Source organism: Pseudomonas sp. yb_5, from assembly GCF_043103865.1.
Classification (GTDB): domain Bacteria; phylum Pseudomonadota; class Gammaproteobacteria; order Pseudomonadales; family Pseudomonadaceae; genus Aquipseudomonas; species Aquipseudomonas putida_Y.
Genome location: NZ_JBICKE010000023.1, coordinates 45,165 through 67,057 on the forward strand (window position 1 = coordinate 45,165; position 21,893 = coordinate 67,057).

20 protein-coding genes and 1 pseudogene are annotated in these 21,893 nt (G+C 62.8%); 6 read left to right on the forward strand and 15 right to left on the reverse strand.

What is annotated here, in order from left to right; all coding sequences use genetic code 11:
* Positions 1-122: 122 nt before the first annotated feature.
* The 9 genes from hflC to ACF8GF_RS03490 all read right to left on the reverse strand — a co-directional run bounded on the left by hflC (position 123) and on the right by ACF8GF_RS03490 (position 9,573).
* Positions 123-992: a protease modulator HflC gene (gene hflC, locus ACF8GF_RS03450; protein WP_014592592.1), complete on the reverse strand. Its 870-nt coding sequence runs from the start codon at positions 990-992 to the stop codon at positions 123-125.
* On the reverse strand, positions 992-2,173 hold the full coding sequence (gene hflK, locus ACF8GF_RS03455) for an FtsH protease activity modulator HflK (protein WP_176683145.1): 1,182 nt from the start codon (positions 2,171-2,173) through the stop codon (positions 992-994). Before hflK ends, hflC begins: the two co-directional genes overlap by 1 nt.
* Before the next feature lie 96 nt (positions 2,174-2,269).
* Entirely contained in the window at positions 2,270-3,571 is a 1,302-nt protein-coding gene (gene hflX / locus ACF8GF_RS03460; protein ID WP_012274456.1) for a ribosome rescue GTPase HflX, read from the reverse strand.
* Between the two features lie 12 nt (positions 3,572-3,583).
* Positions 3,584-3,844 (reverse strand): RNA chaperone Hfq, encoded by a 261-nt coding sequence (gene hfq / locus ACF8GF_RS03465; RefSeq protein ID WP_003249532.1) that lies wholly within the window; start codon positions 3,842-3,844, stop codon positions 3,584-3,586.
* Positions 3,845-3,938: 94 nt separating this feature from the next.
* On the reverse strand, positions 3,939-4,910 hold the full coding sequence (gene miaA, locus ACF8GF_RS03470; RefSeq protein ID WP_176683144.1) for a tRNA (adenosine(37)-N6)-dimethylallyltransferase MiaA: 972 nt from the start codon (positions 4,908-4,910) through the stop codon (positions 3,939-3,941).
* Between the two features lies 1 nt (position 4,911).
* On the reverse strand, positions 4,912-6,810 hold the full coding sequence (gene mutL / locus ACF8GF_RS03475; protein ID WP_392488484.1) for a DNA mismatch repair endonuclease MutL: 1,899 nt from the start codon (positions 6,808-6,810) through the stop codon (positions 4,912-4,914).
* Entirely contained in the window at positions 6,810-8,240 is a 1,431-nt protein-coding gene (locus ACF8GF_RS03480; RefSeq protein WP_176683143.1) for an N-acetylmuramoyl-L-alanine amidase, read from the reverse strand. Before ACF8GF_RS03480 ends, mutL begins: the two co-directional genes overlap by 1 nt.
* 11 nt (positions 8,241-8,251) lie before the next feature.
* Entirely contained in the window at positions 8,252-8,725 is a 474-nt protein-coding gene (tsaE, locus tag ACF8GF_RS03485) for a tRNA (adenosine(37)-N6)-threonylcarbamoyltransferase complex ATPase subunit type 1 TsaE (protein ID WP_003249523.1), read from the reverse strand.
* Complete coding sequence (locus tag ACF8GF_RS03490; RefSeq protein ID WP_392488485.1) at positions 8,713-9,573, reverse strand: NAD(P)H-hydrate dehydratase; 861 nt, start codon at positions 9,571-9,573, stop codon at positions 8,713-8,715. The genes tsaE and ACF8GF_RS03490 overlap by 13 nt, the downstream gene beginning before the upstream one ends.
* A gap of 65 nt (positions 9,574-9,638) precedes the next feature.
* Here ACF8GF_RS03490 and queG point away from each other — a divergent pair, with 65 nt between their 5' ends.
* The gene (queG, locus tag ACF8GF_RS03495) at positions 9,639-10,703 is read left to right on the forward strand and encodes a tRNA epoxyqueuosine(34) reductase QueG (protein ID WP_209963120.1); all 1,065 of its coding nucleotides are present in this window, start codon (positions 9,639-9,641) and stop codon (positions 10,701-10,703) included.
* 131 nt (positions 10,704-10,834) lie between these two features.
* Here queG and ACF8GF_RS03500 read toward each other — a convergent pair whose 3' ends face one another.
* Together ACF8GF_RS03500 and orn are read right to left on the reverse strand one after the other, a co-directional pair.
* On the reverse strand, positions 10,835-11,446 hold the full coding sequence (locus ACF8GF_RS03500; protein WP_003249516.1) for a trimeric intracellular cation channel family protein: 612 nt from the start codon (positions 11,444-11,446) through the stop codon (positions 10,835-10,837).
* Positions 11,447-11,537: 91 nt separating this feature from the next.
* Positions 11,538-12,080 carry an oligoribonuclease gene (gene orn / locus ACF8GF_RS03505; RefSeq protein WP_176683140.1) on the reverse strand — a complete coding sequence of 181 codons (543 nt, stop codon included), beginning with the start codon at positions 12,078-12,080 and terminating at the stop codon, positions 11,538-11,540.
* Positions 12,081-12,231: 151 nt separating this feature from the next.
* Between orn and rsgA the strand changes: the two genes are divergently transcribed.
* Entirely contained in the window at positions 12,232-13,263 is a 1,032-nt protein-coding gene (gene rsgA / locus ACF8GF_RS03510) for a small ribosomal subunit biogenesis GTPase RsgA (protein ID WP_176683139.1), read from the forward strand.
* 307 nt (positions 13,264-13,570) lie between these two features.
* On the opposite strand, the gene motB is transcribed toward rsgA, so the two are convergent.
* A complete protein-coding gene (gene motB / locus ACF8GF_RS03515; protein WP_392460331.1) occupies positions 13,571-14,602 on the reverse strand; it encodes a flagellar motor protein MotB in 1,032 nt (343 codons plus the stop codon).
* A 3-nt stretch (positions 14,603-14,605) separates the two neighbouring features.
* The gene (gene motA, locus ACF8GF_RS03520; protein ID WP_176683137.1) at positions 14,606-15,457 is read right to left on the reverse strand and encodes a flagellar motor stator protein MotA; all 852 of its coding nucleotides are present in this window, start codon (positions 15,455-15,457) and stop codon (positions 14,606-14,608) included.
* A gap of 130 nt (positions 15,458-15,587) precedes the next feature.
* Between motA and ACF8GF_RS03525 the strand changes: the two genes are divergently transcribed.
* The 3 genes from ACF8GF_RS03525 to asd are packed head-to-tail and all read left to right on the forward strand — an operon-like array spanning position 15,588 to position 18,850.
* Complete coding sequence (locus tag ACF8GF_RS03525; protein WP_176683136.1) at positions 15,588-17,123, forward strand: HDOD domain-containing protein; 1,536 nt, start codon at positions 15,588-15,590, stop codon at positions 17,121-17,123.
* A gap of 44 nt (positions 17,124-17,167) precedes the next feature.
* Positions 17,168-17,977, forward strand: a complete 810-nt coding sequence (locus ACF8GF_RS03530; RefSeq protein ID WP_176683135.1) for a rhodanese-like domain-containing protein — start codon at positions 17,168-17,170, stop codon at positions 17,975-17,977.
* 9 nt (positions 17,978-17,986) lie between these two features.
* Positions 17,987-18,850, forward strand: a complete 864-nt coding sequence (gene asd, locus ACF8GF_RS03535; protein WP_025340835.1) for an archaetidylserine decarboxylase — start codon at positions 17,987-17,989, stop codon at positions 18,848-18,850.
* Positions 18,851-18,926: 76 nt separating this feature from the next.
* Here the strand turns inward: asd and serB are convergent, their stop codons facing one another.
* Positions 18,927-20,141 carry a phosphoserine phosphatase SerB gene (serB, locus tag ACF8GF_RS03540; protein ID WP_176683133.1) on the reverse strand — a complete coding sequence of 405 codons (1,215 nt, stop codon included), beginning with the start codon at positions 20,139-20,141 and terminating at the stop codon, positions 18,927-18,929.
* A gap of 134 nt (positions 20,142-20,275) precedes the next feature.
* On the opposite strand from serB, the gene ACF8GF_RS03545 reads away from it, so the two are divergent.
* On the forward strand, positions 20,276-21,733 hold the full coding sequence (locus ACF8GF_RS03545; RefSeq protein WP_339534809.1) for an AhpA/YtjB family protein: 1,458 nt from the start codon (positions 20,276-20,278) through the stop codon (positions 21,731-21,733).
* Here ACF8GF_RS03545 and ACF8GF_RS03550 read toward each other — a convergent pair.
* Positions 21,686-21,893 (reverse strand): annotated as a pseudogene (locus ACF8GF_RS03550) (hypothetical protein); the annotation flags it as partial. The gene ACF8GF_RS03545 and the pseudogene ACF8GF_RS03550 overlap by 48 nt on opposite strands.

The following is a 21,893-nucleotide window of genomic DNA, read 5'->3' on the forward strand; positions in this document are numbered from 1 at the left end:
GCAAAAAAGCCGGGAAATTTCCCGGCTGCCTCATCATACACCCCTTTTCATTCAGGATGCACCCCGCCTGGTGCATTAGCTGCCAGGCGGGGTGCCGCTGCATGAAAATCAGGGCCTGAGCATCAAGGCCTGCTCTTGTCCAGGTAACGGAAGAACTCGTTCTTCGGATCCAGGACCATCACGTCGCTCTTGCTCGAGAAGCTCTCGCGGTATGCCTGCAGGCTACGGTGGAACGCATAGAAATCAGCGTCCTGGCTGTAGGCCTTGGCATAGATAGCGGCCGCCTGGGCGTCACCATCACCGCGGGTTTCTTCTGCTTCGCGATAAGCCTCGGCCAGCAGCACACGGCGCTGACGGTCGGCATCGGCACGGATACCTTCGGCCAGCTCGTTACCCTTGGCACGGTGCTCGCGGGCTTCACGCTCACGCTCGGTGCTCATGCGATCGAACACGCTGCGGTTGACTTCCTTCGGCAGGTCGATGGCCTTGACGCGCACGTCGACCACCTCGATGCCCAGCTCCTTGCTCGCCATGCGGTTCAGCGATGCAGTGATGTCAGCCATCAGCGCGTCACGTTCACCGGAAACCACTTCGTGCAGGGTACGTTTACCGAACTGGTCGCGCAGGCCACTTTCCAGACGGCGCGACAGACGCTCGTCGGCGATCTGCTTCATGCCGGACGTGGCGGTGTAGAAGCGTTCAGCGTCCTTGACGCGCCACTTGGCGTAGGCGTCGACCATCACCGCTTTCTTTTCCAGGGTCAGGAATCGCTGGGTAGGAGCATCGAGGGTCATCAGTCGGGCGTCGAACCTGCGCACCTGGTTCACGTACGGAATCTTCACGTGCAGGCCGGGCTGAACATCCGCCTCGACCACCTTACCGAAGCGCAGCAGTACCGCACGCTCGGTCTGGGACACGATGTAGAAGCTGTTCCAGGCCACGATGGCCAGGACCACGGCGGCGATCAGGGCGATCAGCGATCTATTGCTCATCAGCGGCTCTCCCTAGTACGCAGTTGCTGCTGTTGCTGTTGCATGTCCTGCGCGGCACGGGCGGCCGCATCGTTGGCCGATGGCGACACGCTGGTGGTTGGCATGGACGGCCTGCGGCTGCCTTCGACCATCTTGTCCAGCGGCAGGTAGAGCAGGTTGTTCTGCCCGTCCTTGGTTGCCACCATGACCTTGCTCGAGTTGCTGTAGACCTCTTGCATGGTCTCCAGGTACAGACGCTCACGGGTTACGTCAGGTGCCTTGCGGTACTCGACAAGCAGCTTGGTAAAGCGGTCTGCCTCACCCTTGGCGCGGGCGATGACTTCGTCGCGGTAACCATTGGCGTCCTCGATGATGCGCTGCGCCTGACCACGGGCTTCCGGCACCACGCCGTTGGCATAGGACTCGGCCTGGTTGCGGGCACGCTGCTCGTCTTCGCGGGCTCGGATCACGTCGTCGAAGGCTTCCTGCACTTCACGCGGGGCTGCCGCGCTCTGTACGTTGACCTGGGTAACGGTGATACCGGTGCGGTAGTTGTCGAGGAAGCGCTGCAGGCGTTCGCGAATATCCACGGCCATCTGCTCACGACCCTCGGTCAACACCTGGTCCATCGAAGTGGAACCGACCACGTGGCGCAGAGCACTCTCGGTGGCGTGCTGCAAGCTCACCTCAGGCTGGTCGACGTTGAGCACGAAGTCCTGCAGGTTGCTGATCTTGTACTGGACGGTCAGCGGCACCTCGACGATGTTCTCGTCTTCGGTCAGCATCTGGCCCTGCTTGGTGTAGGCACGCTCACGCGTGACGTTTTCCATGTACTTGCGATCAATCGGCGGGAAGTAGATGTTCAGGCCGGGACCGACCGTCTCATAGTACTTGCCGAAGCGCAGCACAACCGCCTGCTCCTGCTCGTCGACCACATACACGGCGTTGTACAGCCAGATTGCAGCCAGCACCGCCAGGCCGATGCCCAGCAGGCCCAGGCCACCGCCCTTGCCGACATTGCGGTCACCGCCGCCACGTTTCTTGCTGCCGCCGAACATGCCATTCAGGCTGTCCTGCAGTTTGCGGAAGGCCTCGTCCAGATCCGGTGGACCTTTCTTGTCACCACCGCCGCCACCGCCACCACGGCGGCCGCCCCAGGGATCCTGATTGTTCGAGTTGCCACCCGGCTCGTTCCAAGCCATAGCGCTCTCCATCTGATAAAGCAAAGACGCGCCCACGGCGCGCCGTCCAATGCTACAGAATGCCTGTCACTGCTGCCCGGCGACCTCGACGAGCATTTATTGCAAAGTGTGTTGCTCGACAAACACTTGCGGCTCCATGCCTTCGCGGCTGACCAGGCGATTCAGTTCGACCATGGGCAGTCGCACGCTCAGCAGGCTGCGCCCTTCTTCATCATGCTCTTCACTCTGCACGGCCCCCAAGGCAAAGAATTGCGCGCGCAAGCGGGCAAAACGCTGCTCCAGACACAGGGTACCGACAAACAGATCATCCCCCAGCAACTCGGCAACCGCCTGGCCAACCAGCTCCAGGCCACGCCCATCGCGTGCCGATACCCAGACCCGTTCCGGCTTGCCATCGGCATTGCGCTGGATCTGTGGCTCGACATCTTCGAGCAAGTCGAGTTTGTTGTACACCTCAAGGATCGGCAACCCCTCGGCACCAATCTCGCCCAACACCGCCAGCACCTGCTCGATCTGCTCCATGCGCTCAGGCTCATGGGCGTCGATCACATGCAGCAACAGGTCGGAGTTGCTCGACTCTTCGAGCGTAGCCCGAAATGCCTCGACCAGCTTGTGCGGCAGGTGGCGAATGAAGCCTACGGTATCGGCCAGCACGATCGGCCCCAGGTCGTTGAGCTCGAGCCGGCGCAGGGTCGGGTCGAGTGTGGCGAACAGCTGGTCCGCGGCATACACCTCGGACTCGGTCAGGGCGTTGAACAGCGTGGACTTGCCGGCGTTGGTATAACCCACCAGCGACACCGACGGAATATCCGCGCGCTTGCGCCCGCGACGCGCCTGCTCGCGCTGACTGCGCACTTTCTCCAGGCGTGACTTGATCTGGCGTATCCGCACCCGCAACAGGCGGCGGTCGGTTTCCAGCTGGGTTTCACCCGGGCCGCGCAGGCCAATACCACCTTTTTGTCGCTCAAGGTGAGTCCAGCCGCGCACCAGCCGCGTGCTCATGTGCTCCAGCTGGGCCAGTTCGACCTGCAGCTTGCCTTCATGGGTACGCGCCCGCTGGGCGAAGATATCGAGGATCAGCCCGGTACGGTCGAGCACACGACACTCGAACACACGTTCAAGGTTGCGCTCCTGACTGGGCGTAAGGGTGTGATTGAAAATCACCAGATCTACCTGTTCGGCATGGACCAGGTCGTGCAACTCTTCGACCTTGCCACTGCCAATCAGGTATTTGGCGGAAGGCTGATGCCTTGTCACCGTGACCAGCGAGACGATGTCGGCCCCGGCCGACAATGCCAACTCCTGAAACTCCTGCGGGTCTTCGCGCGCCTCAGGGTTCTGACCTTCCAAGTGAACGAGCAACGCCCGCTCACCACCACCGTGGCGCTCAAAGAACAATGCAGGCTCCTATCAGGCGTTGCCTGGCTCGCTGTCGCCGTGCTCGCTGTCGGTCGGGCTTGGCAGGCGGACCGGACGGGCCGGAACTACGGTCGAGATGGCGTGCTTGTAGACCATCTGGCTGACGGTGTTCTTCAGCAATACCACGAACTGGTCGAACGACTCGATCGAGCCCTGCAGTTTGATACCGTTGACCAGATAAATGGATACCGGGACCTTTTCTTTTCTCAAGGTGTTCAAGTAAGGGTCTTGTAGCGAATGCCCTTTTGACATATGCCGCACTCCTGTAAGGATAAATAATAGAAAATCAATAAAATCGATAAATTAGGCCGCCCCTTCGCAAGAATAGACGGCAATCAGCAGGGACTCAGCTCAATATGGAGATGGCCCCAAGGTATTTCAAGGTGCGGGACAGATTGTCGCAGGCCAGGCTGTCAAGCCAGTGCACTTCAGGCCAGCCACGCAACCAGGTGAACTGCCGCTTGGCCAGCTGCCGGGTAGCAATGATACCGCGTTCACGCATCTCATTCTCAGTCAGCTTGCCATCCAGGTAATCCCACACTTGCCGATAACCCACTGCCCGTATAGACGGCAGCCCGGCGTGCAAGTCACTTCTGGCTCGCAGCGATCGGACCTCGTCAACGAAGCCCTGTTCCAGCATCTGCGAAAATCGTAACGCAATTCGCTGATGCAAAATGTGACGATCTGTAGGAGCAATCGCCAAACTGGCGACAGTATAGGGCAAATGTCCGCCAGCGCCTGCGTCTGCGCCGCGACTTTCCGCGAATTGACGCCGACGATGAACTGTCATGCTCTCGCCGCTCACCCGGTATACCTCCAACGCCCGGATCAACCGCTGCGGGTCATTGGGGTGGATACGCGCCGCGGACTCCGGATCAACTTCGGCCAACTGGCGGTGCAGCTCGGCCAGGCCCAGGGCTTCAGCCTGTGCCTCCAGCTCGGCGCGCACCGCCGCATCGGCCGCTGGCATGTCGGCCAAGCCATCGATCAACGCCTTGTAATAGAGCATGGTGCCGCCAACCAGCAGCGGGATCTTGCCGCGCGCGGTGATCTCGGCCATGGCCTCCAGGGCGTCGGTACGGAACTGCGCGGCCGAATAGCTCTCGGCCGGGTCGCGAATGTCGATCAGCCGGTGCGGGTGGGCGGCAAGTATTTCTTTCGACGGCTTGGCCGAACCGATATCCATGCCACGGTAGACAAGTGCCGAATCGACGCTAATCAGCTCACACGGCAGCACTGTGGTCAGTTCGATGGCAAGGTCGGTCTTGCCGGCCGCCGTCGGACCCATCAGGAATATTGCAGGGGGCTTGCCGCTCATTTCATCGACCGCGCAGGAAAAGTTTGTCCAGATCGTCCAGGCCCATCTGGGTCCAGGTAGGACGGCCATGATTGCACTGGCCGCTGCGCTCGGTGTTTTCCATGTCGCGCAGCAGGGCGTTCATCTCGGGAATTGCCAGGCGCCGGTTGGCGCGTACGGCACCGTGACAGGCCATGGTGCCGAGCAGTTCGTTGAGGTGCGCCTGAATGCGATCACTGGTGCCGTATTCCATAAGGTCGGCAAGCACGTCCTGCACCAGGCGGTTGGCTTCGGCCTGCTTGAGCAAGGCCGGGATCTGGCGAATCGCCAAAGTTTCGGGGCCCAGGCGCTGCAATTCGAAGCCCAGCCGCTGGAACCACTGTGCATGCTCTTCGGCACAGTCGGCCTCACGCTGGCTCAGGGCCAGGGTTTCCGGCACCAGCAGCGGCTGGCCGCTCAGGCCCTCGCTGGCCATGGCCACCTTGAGGCGCTCGTACATTATCCGCTCGTGGGCGGCGTGCATGTCCACCAGCACCAGGCCAACGGCGTTCTCGGCCAGGATGTAGATGCCCTTGAGCTGCGCCAGCGCGTAGCCTAGCGGGGGAATGTCGCCCTGGCTTTCGGGCAGGGCCGTCGCAGGCGCTGCACCGGTTTCCAGCGGCTTGTAGAACTCACGATACACCGCCTGTGCCTCTGCGGCCGGCAGCGGCTGCGAGGGGCGTGGGGTGTACTGATACTGGTAACCGGCGCCACTGCCACCATTGGAAAATGGCTGCTGTGGGGCTCGAGGCTGTTCAAGCACCGGCGAGGCCAGGCGCATTTCACCCTGGGGCCCGAACTCACCGGCCTGCTGACCAGTCGGGCGCACCAGCTCAGGCACGGCAGCAGGTGCGGCCAGCTGATCTTCCGGGCGTACGTCGGCCAAGGCACGGTGCAAGGTGCCATACAGGAAGTCATGCACCGAGCGCCCTTCACGGAATCGCACTTCATGCTTGGTAGGGTGCACGTTCACATCGACGCCGTTGGGCTCCAGCTCCAGGAACAGCACGAAAGTGGGGTGGCGGCCGTTGAACAGCACGTCCCGGTAGGCCTGACGCACGGCATGGGCGACCAGTTTGTCGCGCACTGCCCGGCCATTGACGAAGAAGTACTGCAGGTCTGCCTGGCTGCGCGAGAACGTGGGCAAACCGACCCAGCCCCAAAGGCGCAGGCCGTTGCGCTCGACGTCGATCGGCAGCGCCTGCTCCATGAACCCCGGGCCACAGATGGCACCTACCCGCCGCGCACGGGCGACTTCGTCGTGGGCCTCATGCAGGCTGAGGATGCTCTTGCCGTTGTGGCGCAGGTGGAAGCCGACATCGAAACGGGCCAGTGCCAGCCGGCGGATCACTTCCTGCAAGTGATCGAATTCGGTTTTCTCGGCCTTGAGGAACTTGCGCCGGGCCGGGGTATTGAAGAACAGGTCGCGCACTTCCACAGAGGTACCGACCGGGTGCGCCGCCGGCTGCACCCGCGGCGTCATGTCTCGGCCTTCGGTTTCAACTTGCCATGCCTCGCTGGCACTGGCAGTACGCGAGGTCAGGGTCAGGCGCGCCACCGAACTGATCGAGGCCAAAGCCTCGCCACGGAAGCCCAGGCTCAATACCCCTTCAAGGTCTTCCAGCTCGCGGATCTTGCTGGTGGCGTGTCGGGCGAGCGCCAGCGGCAGGTCGTCGGCAGAAATGCCGCTGCCGTCGTCCCGCACCTTCAGCAGCTTGACGCCGCCCTGCTCTACTTCGACATCGATGCGCCGGGCACCGGAGTCCAGGCTGTTTTCCAGCAGTTCCTTGGCTACGGATGCCGGCCGTTCTACAACCTCGCCGGCAGCAATCTGGTTGGCCAGCCGCGGGCTGAGCAGCTGAATTCGTGAACCGCCACTCATTATTGCGCGGCCAAGGTTGTGGCGGGCACATCGAGGCGCTGGCCAACCTTCAGTTCATCGGTCTTCAGCCTGTTGGTGCTGCGCAGGCTGGCCACACTGACCTGGTAACGCACGGCGAGCATCGCCAGGGTTTCGCCAGGGCGCACGGTGTGTTCACGCGGGCCGGCGGCAATCTTGCCGGTGTCACGCAGCCAGGCGATATAGGTGCCAGGTGGCGGGTTCTGCTGGAAGTACTGGCGCACCCCGGTGCGGATCGAGCGGGCCAGTGCCTGCTGGTGGCTGGGCGAGGCCAGCTTGGCTGCTTCGTTGTTGTTCGAGATGAACCCGGTTTCAACGAGAATCGACGGAATATCCGGTGACTTCAGCACCATGAAGCCGGCCTGCTCCACGCGCTGCTTGTGCAACGAGGTGACGCGCCCCATGTTGCCCAATACCTTCTGCCCCACGTTGAGGCTGGAGCTGAGCGTAGCTGTCATCGACAGATCAAGCAGCACGCCAGCGAGCATGCGGTCCTTGTCGTCGAGGCTGACATTACCCGCACCACCGATCAGGTCGGAACGGTTTTCCGTGTCGGCCAGCCAGCGCGCAGTCTCGGAGGTGGCGCCACGATCGGACAGGGCGAACACCGAAGCGCCAAAGGCCGCACGCGACGGAGCCGCGTCGGCGTGAATCGAAATGAACAGGTCGGCGCCTTTCTTGCGGGCAATTTCGGTACGCTTGCGCAGTGGGATGAAGTAATCACCGGTGCGGGTCAGCTCTGCGCGGAAACCTTTTTCGCTGTTGATCTGACGCTGCAGTTCTTTGGCGATCTGCAACACGATGTCTTTTTCGTGCTGGCCACGCGAGCCGGAAGCGCCAGGGTCTTCGCCGCCATGCCCGGCATCGATGGCAACCACGATGTCACGCTTGCCACTGGGTACCGGTGGCAGCTTGATCGCCGGCTGGGCCGGCGTCACTGGCACCGCCGGCGTGGTCGCAGGCGTTTGCACCGGGGCCCGTGCAGGCGGCGGCGCGCTGGCCGCGATAGCGTCAGCTTCCTGGTCATAAAGGTCGACCACCAAGCGGTTGCCGTACTGTGCATTGGGCGCCAGGGTGAAGCTTTTCGGGGTTACCGACTTTTTCAGATCGACCACAACCCGAAGGTCGGTTGGCGTACGCTGGGCCGAACGCACATTGCTTATCGGCGTGTTGGAGGTGGCCACATTCAGTGGCGCGGCCAGTGTTGCGCCATTGATGTCGATGACCAGGCGATCGGGCGCGCTCAGGGTGAAGACACTGTGCTGCACGGGGCCAGACAGGTCGAAAACCAGCCGCGTGTTGTCCGGTGCGCGCCACAGGCGCATGCTCTTGACTTGAGTGACGGCCAGAGCCTCAACGGTCACCGTTGTCAGCAGCAGCCCAACGATGGCGACCAGTGCGCGTATGCGCATACCTACCCCACTTACTGTTTATAGTGTTCGGCCAGTGCCACGCACCAGGCCTCGCCGCGAGCCCCCTGCGGCGAAAGGTTCAGCGAGCGTCCACTCGCTTGGGGGCTTATGGTAATGGTCAGGTCAGGCTTTGGCAAAACGCCCGCACCCTTTTGTGGCCATTCGAACAAGCACAGCGGGTCGCCTTCGAAATAGTCACGAATACCCATGAACTCAAGCTCCTCCGGGTCGACCAGGCGATACAGGTCGAAGTGAAAGGCTCGGACCTCGCCGATTTCATAGGGTTCGACCACGGTGAACGTCGGGCTTTTCACAGCACCAGTATGGCCCAGACCGCGGATCAGGCCACGCGACAGGGTAGTTTTACCCGCACCCAGGTCGCCTTCAAGGAAAATAACACCGCGACCACCGGTCACTTCGGCCAGTGCTGCACCGAATTTGACCGTGGCCTCTTCATCGGCCAGAAACAAATTTAAGCCAGACACGCAGAATGCTCCTCCAACAACTCACGAATGACCGGCGCCAGATCACTGGCCGCCAGGCCTCTACCTTTTATCCCAAGGCGCTCGCCGGCACAGGCGTGCAACCATACCCCCAGACAGCCCGCACCCCAGGCATCCAGGCCTTGGGCCACCAGTGCCGCCAACACGCCAGTCAGCACATCGCCCAGACCGGCGCCGGCCATCGCCGGGTGCCCGCGCTCGCACACCGCCAGTTGCCCGCTCGGAGCTGCCACCAATGTGCCAGCACCTTTGAGTACACAGACGCTGTTATAACGGCGCGCCAGCTTGCGTGCGGCGCCAGGGCGGTCTGCCTGCACCGCCTCGGTGGAAATGCCCAGCAGCCGTGCCGCCTCCCCCGGGTGCGGGGTAAGGATGCTGCCACTGGGCAGGGCCAGCGGGGTGCGCGCCAGCAAATTCAAGGCATCGGCATCCCACACTTGCGGCCGCTCGGCGTTGGCCACCGCCGACAACAGGCTGCAGCCCCACGCCGCCTGCCCCAGGCCGGGCCCGACCACCAACACCGAGGCGCGCTCCAGCACGCCCATCAGCTGGTTGGCCGAACGGGCCCCCAGGCACATGACCTCGGGCAGGCGCGCCAGGCTGGCCGACACGTGCTCGGGCCGGGTTGCCACGCTGACCAGCCCGGCGCCGCAACGCAGGGCGGCTTCAGCGCTGAGCAATACAGCGCCTCCGGTACCAAGGTCGCCACCGACCACCAGTACATGGCCAAAGTCGCCCTTGTGGGCATGCGCATGCCGTGCCGGCAGGCGGGCAACCGTCACGCTGCTGAGCAATTGAGGGGCATTACTGGGGTGTTTGGTCTGCGGCATGGGGTCAAAGGCTCCAATGTCTGGCAGAATTATACGCACCTGAGCCCGTATTGCCTTGCCCATCCATGCCTGCCTCCACACCTGACCTCGCCCAACTGGCCCAATCGATCAAGATGTGGGGCCAGGAACTCGGTTTTGCCCATGTCGGCATCGCCGGGGTCGACCTTGGCGAACACGAACACCACCTGCAGCGTTGGCTCGACGCCGGCTATCAGGGTGAAATGGAATACCTGGGCGCCCACGGCAGCAAAAGGTCACACCCGGACCAACTGATCCCCGGCACGGTACGCGTGGTCTCGCTACGCATGGACTACCTGCCCGGCGACACGCAGATGGCACAGCGCCTGGCCCAGCCGGAGAAGGCCTACGTGTCGCGCTATGCGCTTGGCCGGGACTACCACAAGCTGGTGCGCAAGCGCGTTCAGTTTCTTGCCGACCGCATCCAGGAAGCCATCGGCCCGTTCGGCTACCGCGCCTTTGTAGACAGCGCCCCGGTACTGGAAAAAGCCCTGGCCGAACAGGCCGGGCTGGGCTGGATCGGCAAGAACACGCTGTTGCTCAACCGCAAGGCAGGTAGCTATTTCTTCCTTGCCGAACTGTTCGTCGACCTGCCGCTGCCGGTGGACGAAGCCACCACCAGCGAACACTGCGGGCGTTGCCAGGCCTGCCTGGACATCTGCCCGACACAGGCGTTCGTCGGGCCTTATGTGCTGGATGCCCGGCGCTGCATCTCGTACCTGACCATCGAGCTGAGAGGCGCGATCCCTGTCGAGTTGCGCGCAAAGATGGGCAACCGGGTGTTCGGTTGCGACGACTGCCAGATCGTCTGCCCGTGGAACCGCTTTGCCAAGCACAGCCAGGAGCAGGATTTCCAGCCACGGCACGGGCTGGAAAATACCGATCTGGCAGCGATGTTCCTGTGGGATGAACGCACCTTCCTGCGCAAGACCGAAGGCGGGCCGTTGCGGCGGGCCGGGTACGAGCGTTTTTTGCGCAACCTGGCGGTAGGTTTGGGCAATGCGCCGTCGACGATTCCGGTGATCGAGGCGCTGAAGGCCCGGCGCGACGATGAATCGGATCTGGTGCGCGAGCATGTGGAATGGGCGCTGGCCCGACACGACATTTCCTAGCCACACAATCTTTGTAGGAGCGGGTTCACCCGCGAATGCTGTGGCAGTGGCAAAATTGAACGCCTGGTAGAAATTGGCCGACAGGCCCGGCCCTTTCGCGGGTAAACCCGCTCCTACAGGGCTGCATCAGCCTATTGCTGGTCGTTGTAGTGGAACTTGGGCATTTCCCAGTGGAAGCGAATCGCCAACAGGCGCACCAGGAAACCGCCAAACAGTGTCAGCAACATCGCCTGCTCCGCCGGCACCTTGAAATACACGCAACCCAGATAGAACCAGGCCGCCGCAAATGACACGCTGGCATACAGCTCTCGGCGGAACACCAGCGGGATATCGTTGCAGAAGATATCCCGCAGGATCCCGCCAAACACCCCGGTGATCACCCCGCTGATCGACGCCACCAGCATGCCCTGCCCCATCTCCAGCGCCGTCATGCAGCCAATCAGGGTAAATGCCACCAGCCCCAGGGCATCGAGCACCAGGAACAGCGAGCGAAGGCGGCGCATCATTGGCGCGATGAAAATGGTCAGCAGCGCCGCAAAACTGGTCAGCACCAGGTACTCCGGGTGCTTCACCCAGGTCAGCGGGTAGTGCCCGAGCAGCACATCACGCACCGAGCCGCCCCCAAGCGCAGTGACGCAGGCGATCAGTACCACGCCAAACCAGTCCATGCCGCGACGCCCGGCAGACAGCGCGCCAGTCATGGCTTCGGCGGTAATGGCGATGAGGTAGAGCATCAACAACATGGTGCGGGTCCGTGCAGGAAAGGCGCGCAGTCTAACCAGTTGCCCAGGGCACCAAAAGGGGGCACAGATACAATATCTGCGCCGTTTCGACTCACAGCTTGATGAAGTGCTCGCGATAGTGACGCAGTTCGGCGATCGATTCGCGGATATCGTCCAGCGCCAGGTGGGTATTGCCCTTCTTGAAGCTGTCACGCACGTTCGGCGCCCAGCGCGCGGCCAATTCCTTGAGGGTGGAGACATCCAGGTTGCGGTAGTGGAAGTAGTTTTCCAGGTTGCGCATGTGGCGGTAGAGGAAACGACGATCCTGGCAGATGCTGTTGCCGCAGATCGGCGACTTGCCTTTAGGCACCCACTGCTCGAGGAAGGCGATGGTCTGCGCCTCGGCTTCGGCCATGCTGACCTTGCTCTCGCGCACGCGCTGGGTCAGCCCCGAAGCACCATGGGTGCGGGTATTCCACTCGTCCATGCGCGCCAGCACTTCGTCACTGTGGTGGATGGCGATTACCGGCCCTTCGGCCAAGGTGTTCAGCTCGCTGTCGGTGACGATGGTGGCCATTTCGATGATAACGTCGCTGTCCGGATCCAGGCCGGTCATTTCCAGGTCGATCCAGATCAGGTTCTGTGGGTTTTGCATGCAGGGGCTCCTCATATAGGCGGTCATATTAGCCTAGTGGCCAAGGCACGCCCATTCACGGCATAAAGCTGGGCGGAATAGTCCAGCGGCTGGCGTGCTAAACTGCCTGCCGTTTTCAATGCCCACGCCGGGCCTCTCTTACGGTACCTTCATGGCCAAACGCCAGCTCAATCGCCGCCAGAACTGGCGGATCGAAAAAATCCAGGGTGAGCGCGCCGCTCGCGCGGCCAAACGCGAGCAGCATGCACTGCAGGAACTGGAGGGTGGTGACCTGGGGCCGGAGCAGCTTGGCCTGGTGATCGCACACTTCGGCGTACAGGTAGAAGTGGAAGCCCAGGACGGCGAAACCGCGGGCCAGGTGTTCCGCTGTCACTTGCGTGCCAACCTGCCAGCACTGGTCACCGGCGACCGCGTGGTATGGCGTGCGGGCAATCAGGGCATTGGCGTGATCGTGGCGCAGATGCCGCGCAGCACCGAGCTGTGCCGGCCGAACAACCATGGCCAGCTCAAGCCCGTAGCTGCCAACGTCGACCTGATCGTGATCGTGTTCGCCCCGGCGCCGGAACCACACCCGAACCTGATCGACCGCTATCTGGTAGCGGCCGAACACGCCGGCCTGCGGCCGCTGCTGCTGCTGAACAAGGCCGACCTGATCAACGACGAGAACGGCCCCGGCCTGCATGCGTTGCTGGAGGTCTACCGCGAACTGGGTTACCCGCTGCTGGAAGTATCGGCACACCAGGGCGACGGCATGCAGCGCCTGCAGCAGCTACTCGACGGCCACATCAGTGTGTTCGTCGGCCAGTCAGGGGTAGGTAAGTCGTCGCTGGTCAACAGCCTGCTGCCGGACGCCGGCACCCGCGTCGGCGACCTGTCGGAATGGTCTGGCCAGGGTACCCACACCACCACCACGGCCCGGCTGTACCACTTCCCCAACGGCGGCGACCTGATCGACTCGCCGGGCATTCGCGAGTTCGGCCTTGGCCATGTCAGCCGCGACGACGTGGAAGACGGCTTCATCGAGTTCCGCGACCTGTTCGGCACCTGCCGCTTCCGCGACTGCAAGCATGACCGCGAACCGGGCTGCGCGCTGCTCAAGGCACTGGAAGAGGGGCGTATCAAGCCGCAACGCATGAACAGCTATCGCTCGATCATCGCCAGCCTGGCAGAAGACAGCTACTGAAACGCTCGAATTGAAAGTTGCCGCAATCCCTTGTAGGAGCGGGTTTACCCGCGAATAAGGTGGCGACTGCAACGGTGAACGGCGGGTGGAAATTGGCCAGCAGGTCCGGCCCTTTCGCGGGTGAACCCGCTCCTACGACGGCCTGCGCCCAATCACCGATGCGTATGTAGGAGCGGCTTTAGCCGCGAACACCGGCAACGCCGGTGCCATTCACCGCGCTGGAGGCTTCGCGGGTAAACCCGCTCCTGCAGTGATCGCGCCAGCGTTCAAGTGCTGGGTAGCACAGTTGCCCACACCAAAAGGCCGCTTACTGCTCCTTGGCGTCATCCATCTTCAGCGTGCCCTCTTCAAAGATGTTCAGCTTCTGGCGCAGCTCACGCGGTTGCATCGGTGTCTGTTCAGTTGCCCCTGGGGCAGCCGGCGCCGAAGCCCCTGGCGCAGCACCACTGGCTGGCGCTGCAGGAGCAGTTGGCGGTGTTTGCGGCGCACCCTGCTCACCCTCGATGTTGCGCTGGGCTTTCTTGGTCAGCACGATGATGTCGATGCGGCGATTGACCGGGTTGAACGGGTCCTCGCGGTCGAACAGCGATGACGAGGCGTAACCCACCACCCGCGCCACCTGGCTGTCCGGGTAACCACCGGCCACCAGTGCACGACGCGCGGCGTTGGCGCGGTTGGCCGACAGCTCCCAGTTACCGTACTCGCCCGTGCCAGCATACTGCTTGGCATCGGTGTGGCCGCTGATGCTGATCTTGTTCGGCACCGCCTTGATGGTGTCGGCCATGGCCAGCAGGATATCTTCGAAGTAGGGCTGCAGGCGCGCGCTACCGATGTCGAACATCGGCCGGTTCTCGGCATCCATGATCTGGATACGCAGGCCATCCTGGGTAATCTCAAACAGGATCTGGTCCTTGAACTTCTGCAGCTGCGGGTTCTCTTCCACCTTGTTCTGCAGTTCCTGCAGCAATAGCTCCAGACGCTCGCGCTCGACCTGCTCGGCCATGGTCTCGACCTGGTCCTTGCTCAGCTGAGTGGGGGACTGCTGCGTCGGCTCGGTCTTCACTTCCGGATTGATGGTTTTGTCCGGCGCCATTTCCGGTGAACCACCCAGGTCGATGACATAAGGCGTGCCACTCTCGGAAAAACCGATTGGGTCCTGGAAGTAGCCGGCAATGGCGATCTTCTGCTCAGGCGTGGCCGTGGACAACAGCCACAGCACCAGGAAGAACGCCATCATCGCCGTGGCGAAGTCGGCAAAGGCGATTTTCCAGGCGCCACCATGGTGGCCGCCGCCAAAGCGCTTGACGCGCTTGACGATGATGGGCTGATTGTTCTCCATGACTCAGCGACCGCGAACCGCTTGTTCCAGTTCGGCGAAGCTTGGGCGGTGCTTGGGGTACAGCACCTTGCGCCCGAACTCGACCGCCAGCGAAGGTGGCATGCCCGACGCCGAGGCCACCAGCGAAGCCTTGATCGATTCGTAGAGGTTCAGTTCTTCCTTGGCATCGTGCTCCAGGCACTTGGCCAAAGGACCGAAGAAACCGTAAGCCGCCAGAATACCGAAGAAGGTACCCACCAGCGCCGCACCTACGTGCATGCCGATGGCCGCCTGGTCGCCATCGCCCAGCGAGGCCATGGTCACCACGATACCCAGTACCGCCGCAACGATACCGAAGCCGGGCATACCGTCGGCGATGCCGGTCACCGCGTGGGACGGGTGCTCCAGCTCTTCTTTCATGCTCAGCAGTTCCATGTCGAACAGGCCCTCGAGCTCGTGCGGGGCCATGTTGCCGGTGGACATGATGCGCAGGTAGTCGCAGACGAACGCAGTCATGCGCTCATCGGCCAGTACCGTCGGGTACTTGGCGAAGATCGGGCTGGCAGCGGCGTCCTCGATGTCGGCCTCGATGGCCATCATGCCTTCGCGACGGCTCTTGTTGAGGATTTCGTATACAAGGCCCAGCACCTCCAGGTAGAAGGCATGGCTGAAGCGCGAGCCGAACATCTTTATCGACTTCTTGATGACATGCATGGTCATGTGGCCAGGGTTGGCCTGCAGGAATGCACCGAAGGCCGCACCGCCGATGATCAGTACTTCGAACGGCTGGATCAGCGCTGCGATCTTGCCGTGGGAGAGCACGTAGCCGCCGAGCACGCTCGCGAATACGACGATGATGCCGATAATTTTAGCCATAGGTTCAAAGCACTTGCTGTCGTGGTCAGGGGAAGAGACGGGAGCTTTAAAACTCTTCTTCTACTTATCGGCAGAACTGCGCCAGACTATAGCCACTCAATGCGAAAAGCCAGTTCGGACTGATGTCAAAATGCCAATTGAAACCAAGGTGCCCACTCAGGCCCCGCGTACGCTAGAGGCCTGGGTAAAGCTGCTCGAGAGTGTTCGCATCCCCGTGCCGAAGCACAGCTACGACCGGGTCATGGCCGCCATCCACGATAACCGCCGCTCGCTGCGCGATATCGCCGAACTGATGCAGGATAGCCCGGCACTGGTGCTGTCAGTGATGCGCGAAGCCAATCACCCCACCAATGCCAGCCTCGCCGAGCCCGCCGAAAGCCTGGAAGTCGCACTCAACCGCCTGGGCCTGGAGCGCAGCGAGCAGCTTCTCAAACGCCTGCCGGCACTGCCCGTGGAGGAGATTCCGCCGGTACTGTGCCAGTTCCAGATGATCAGCCAGCATGCGGCACAGCAGGCCAGCGGCCTGTTCGCCAGCCGCCTGGCACGGCTGTGGCAAGAGATTCACTGGGGCAGCCTGCTGTTCCTGTCGCCACTCTGGCCACTGGCACTGGCTTACCCCAAGCTGCTCGACACCTGGGAACTGCGGGTTATTCACAAAGGTGAAGACGCCGCCCACGTCGAGGAAGAACTGTTCGGCGTGCGCATCATGGCGCTGTGCCAGACCATGGCCGAGTATTGGCGCCTGCCCCAGTGGGTCACCCAGGGCTATCGCCTGCTGCTGGAAGAGCGCGAGCAACTGGCCCAGGTGCTGAGCATCGCCCGCGATGAAGACCTGCTCAGCCAACAGCACCGCCTGGATGCCGAGCCCGGCTTGCGACGTTGGTTCAACCAGCCGGCCAATACCGTACTGCTGGCCAACAACCTGGCCCTGGCGGCACAGGTCGGCTGGGACAACCCGCACCTGCTGCGCTGGCAACTGCTGACCGCGCTGTACCTGCAAACCACGCTGGAAGACGTGCAGCAGCAAGTGCACCAGCAGGCGGCTGCCAGCGCCCGCCGCCACGCCCGGCATGCCCTGTTCCACCCGGCCGAGGCTTTGATCTGGCCGTGGCACCAACGCCGCCCTCACCCGGACATGCTGGCCCCGCCTCCACCCAGCAGCGACGACCTGGCGCGCTGGCGCACGCTGTGCCAGCACCTGCTGGCCCAACCCAGCCCGTTCACCAACGCCGTGCACCTGGCCACCCAGGCCCAGGAAGCCCTGCTGGCCTGCGGCATGCAACGCATCATGCTGCTTAGCCTGGACAAGGCCAGCGACTACCTGCGCGTGCAGCAAATTGCCGGTCTGCCCAAGGAGGCTGGGGCCCTGGCCCTGCAGGTATCACAGAACAAGCTGCTGCAAAAGCTGCTGAGTCAGGCCGGGCAGCTGCGCATCACACCGGAAAACCACAGCCAGTTCTCGGCGCTGATGCCTGCCCCGCTGCGCGCTTTGTTTCGCAGCGAGCATGTTCTACTTCGCTCGCTGGCTGCGAACGACCAGGTGCTGATGCTGCTGGTCGCCGACCAGGGCTGCCGGCCGATGGCCGATATCAGCGTGCAAGCCTTCGGCAAGACCGCGCAATGCATCGAGCGGGCCTTGTCGGTGTTTACCAACCGCAAGGGTTGAGCCTTGCGCTACAATCGCCCCTCTTTCCACACTGGAGACCGTGGATGACCGACTTTTCCGGCCTGCCCCTGGTGATCGAAGCTGCAGACCTGCTGCCACGCCTGGATTCGCCGCAACTGATCCTGGTCGACCTGAGCAGCGCCAACCGCTATGTCAGCGGGCATATCCCCGGCGCGCGCTTTGTCGAAGGCAAGCGCACCCAGCTCGGCCAGCCCCCGGCGCCCGGCCTGCTGCCGGCCCTGGGCGAGCTCGAGAAGCTGTTCAGCGAACTCGGCCATCGCGCCGACGCCGTGTATGTGGTGTACGACGATGAAGGTGGCGGCTGGGCCGGGCGCTTCATCTGGCTGCTCGATGTCATCGGCCACAAGCGCTACCACTACCTCAATGGCGGTATACAGGCCTGGCCGGCAGACAAGCTGTCCACCCAAGTGCCGGCCAGTGGCAACGCCCCGGTCCGTCTGCACATCGACAGCGCACCCACTGCCACCCGCGAGTACCTGCAAAGCCGCCTGGGTGCCGATGATCTGGTCATCTGGGACGCGCGCGGCCCGCAGGAATTCAGCGGCGAAAAAGTGCTGGCAGCCAAAGGCGGCCATATTCCCGGCGCGATCAACTTCGAGTGGACCGCCGGCATGGACTTCAACGACCACCTGCGCATCCGCCACGACATCGCTGAAGTCCTGGAGAAGCTGGGCATCACCCCCGACAAGGAAGTGATCACCCACTGCCAGACCCACCGCCGCTCCGGTTTCACTTACCTGGTGGCCAAGTCCCTCGGCTACCCACGCGTCAAGGCCTACGCCGGCTCGTGGGGCGAATGGGGCAACCATCCGGACACGCCTGTAGAAGTCTAAGGAACCTGCATGAAATCCCGTCTGTTCATCATCAGCCAGTACCTGCTGCCGCACCACCTGCTGTCGCGGCTGGCCGGCTGCATCGCCGAGTGCCGTGTGCGCTGGTTCAAGAACGCCTTCACCGCATGGTTCGCCAAGCGCTACCAGGTCAACATGAGCGAGGCTCTGGTCGAAGACCTGAGCGCTTACGAGCACTTCAATGCGTTCTTCACCCGCGCCCTGAAGCCAGGCGCCCGCCCTTTGGACGAAACCCCGGGCGCCATCCTGTGCCCGGCCGATGGTGCGGTCAGCCAGCTCGGCCCGATCGAGCACGGCCGTATCTTCCAGGCCAAAGGCCACGGTTTCAGCGCGCAAGAGCTGCTGGGCGGTGACCCGGCCATGGCCGCGCCGTTCATGGGCGGCGAGTTTGCCACCATCTACCTGTCGCCCAAGGACTACCACCGCGTGCACATGCCGCTGGCCGGCACCCTGCGCGAAATGGTCTACGTGCCGGGCCGTCTGTTCTCGGTCAACCAGACCACCGCAGAGAATGTCCCCGAACTGTTCGCCCGCAACGAGCGCGTGGTCTGTCTGTTCGATACAGAGCGCGGGCCAATGGCCGTGGTACTGGTCGGTGCGATGATCGTCGCCTCGATCGAAACGGTATGGGCTGGGCTGGTCACGCCGCCCAAGCGTGAGTTGAAGACCTTCCGTTACGACGAAGCCAGCCGCGCCCCGATCCACCTGGAGAAAGGTGCCGAACTAGGCCGCTTCAAGCTGGGTTCGACTGCCATCGTGCTCTTCGGGCCAGAGCAGGTGAAATGGGCCGAGAGCCTGGGTGCTGGCTCAGCAGTGCGCATGGGGCAACAGTTGGCGGCACCCGTGCAGGCTTGATTCGATCCATATGGAAAGGCCCTGCAAATGCAGGGCCTTTTTCATTGGGGCCAGCATGCGGCCCCAGATTCACGGATCAGCCGCGGGCGTCGCGGTCACGCAGGCCCAGCAGATACAGCACCCCATCCAGCCCCAAGGTGGAAATCGCTTGCTTGGCCGACTGGCGCACCAGCGGCTTGGCACGGAACGCCACGCCCAACCCGGCCAGCGACAGCATCGGCAGATCATTGGCGCCATCGCCCACAGCGATGGTCTGCTCCAGTTGCAAGCCTTCCTCACTGGCCAGCTTCTTCAACAGTTCGGCCTTGCGCTGGGCATCGACAATCGGCTCAACAGCCACGCCGGTTACCTTGCCATCGACCACTTCAAGTTCGTTGGCGAACACATAGTCGATACCCAGGCGCGCCTGTACCTGACGAGCGAAGTAGGTAAAGCCACCGGATAGAATCGCAGTCTTGTATCCCAGGCGCTTGAGCTCGGCAAACAGGTTCTCGGCACCCTCGGTCAGGCGCAGCGATGCCCCGATCTCGTCCAGCACACCCACATCCAGGCCCTTGAGCAGAGCCATGCGCTCTTTGAAGCTGGCGCGGAAGTCCAGTTCACCGCGCATGGCGCGCTCGGTGATCGCCGCCACCTGCTCCCCCACACCCGCTGCCTTGGCCAATTCGTCGATGACTTCGGCCTCGATCAGCGTGGAGTCCATGTCGAACACCGCCAGGCGGCGGTTGCGGCGGAACAGATCGTCCTTCTGGAAGGCGATGTCGACACTCAGTTCTTCAGCCAGGGCAAAGAAGTCGGCGCGCAGGGCCTGGGCATCGCTCGGCACGCCACGCACGGAGATCTCGACGGCTGCCTTGCCCTTGTCGATTTCTGTATCCAGTGCCACCCGGGCCGACAGGCGCTCCATGCGCTCGATGGTCAGGCCGTACTGGCTGATCACCGCACTCACCCGCTGCAACTGCTCGGGAGTGATCTTGCGGCTGAGCAGGGTAACGATGTGACGCGCTTCGCCATGCCCATCGGCCCAGTGCTGGTAGTCCGCCTCGGAAATCGGCGTGTAACGGGCCTGCAGGTTCAGTTCGTGGGCTTTTGCCTGCACGCTTTGCAGCAGCGCGGTAGCCACTTCGTTGTCCGGGATGTCGACCAGGATGCCAAACGACAAGGTGCCGTGCATGACCGCCAGGCCGATGTCGAGGACACTCACACCGCCCTGCAGCAGGACGCCGGTGATAGCCGCAGTGAGACCGGGACGGTCCTCACCGGTGATGTTGATCAGGACGATTTCGCGCACAACCTGGCTCCGACTTCGATGAAAAATGCGCATTCTACCGATTTTCCATGACCATCGGGCGCCAACGATACTTTGCCGACAAAACCCGGCTCGCTATACTCCCCCCACTTTCATGCCATTAAGAGCCGAGCTCTGTGAACCGGCCCACGCCAGTCAAACCAGACAACTTCTTCCTGATGATCTATCGCGCCCTGAGTCAACGTCGCGTGCCGCTGGCACTGCGCATCGCCTGCACCAACATTTTCCTGGTGGCGCTGGCGCTGGTGATCTACGCCTGCGTGATGGGCCTGCAGTTCAAGCAGGCCATGCATGAGCAGGCCGATGCCCTGGGCCAGAGCCTGACCACCCAGACTGCCACATCGGCAACCGAGCTGCTGGTGTCCAACGACATCCTCAGCCTCAACGTGCTACTGGGCAACCTGGTGAAAAACCCGCTGGTGGCCCATGCGGCAATCTACAGCGTGGATAACCGCATCCTCGCCGAAGCTGGCCAGCGTCCGCGCAACAGCCTGCTGGGCGAGGCCGAAGGCCTGTACCAGACCAAGATCACGTTCCAGGACGTGATGGCCGGGCAACTGCGCATCAGCCTGGACATGAGCCAGTTCCAGCAGCCGATGCTGATCAGCCTGCAGAGCATGGGCATTCTGGCCGCCATCCTGCTGGCCCTGGCCTTGGCCCTCAGCTTGCGTCAAGGCCGCTTCATCACCCTGCCACTGCTGCAGCTGCGGGTATGGCTGCGCGACCCGCAGCCCTATACCCCGGCCACCGACCGCCAGGACGAGATCGGCGACATCGCCCGACAGCTGCATGCACGCCTGGCCCCGCCTCCGCCACCAGAGCCGGAGCCCGAGGAAGAAGACGACGAGCAATTCGACGACCTGCACGCAGCTGCCCCGGCACCCAAGGCCGTACCGCGCACCAAGGTCGCCCTGGAAGACGAAGATGACGACGCAGCCTTCGCCGGCCTGCTGGACGACGACACTGCACCCAAGGCGCACGCAGAGGTCGAGTCCGACGAGCCGCAGTACAGCGCCGTACTTGCCGTGCAGCTGGGCTCGCAGGAGCAACTGCGCCGCCTGCCACGTACACGCCTGGACGAGCTGACCGAGCGCTACCGCGATTGCCTGGAGCACGCGGCTTCGCTCTATGACGGCGAAACCCACACACTGAACGACGGCAGCACCCTGGTGCTGTTCCACAGCCGCGAATGTGGCGAGGACTACCTGACCAACGCCATTTGCTGTGGCGAACTGTTGCGCGCCTTGGGCCACGCCTTGCAGATCGAGGTAGCCGACAGCGGCATCACCCTGCAACTGCAGCTAGGCCTGGTCTTGGGCAACGACCTGCATGGGCTGGAACTGGTTGACCTGCTGATAGCCGAGAAGGTACAGGATGCCCTGGCGCTGTCGCAGCACAGCCGCAACCTGTTGCTGGTAGAGCGGCAGATCAACGATGATGCCCTGATTCGCCAGCGTGCGCGTATTCGCCCGATCGCCAGCCCCGAAGGCGCGTGCTGTGTGGAGCGCCTGATGGAGCCCTACCCGTCAATGCTGGAACGGCAACTGGCGCGCATGCATGAGCACCGCGCCTGACAGGCATACGCTGCATCTACAGCGCATGTCTTGAGCCAGGCTGGTTGCCTTGCGATCACCTGCCTGGCGCAATATCCAGCCAGTAGCACAAACACCGGTAGGAGCGGGTTTACCCGCGAATACGGTGGCGGCCGCAACGGTGAACGGCGGGTGGAAATTG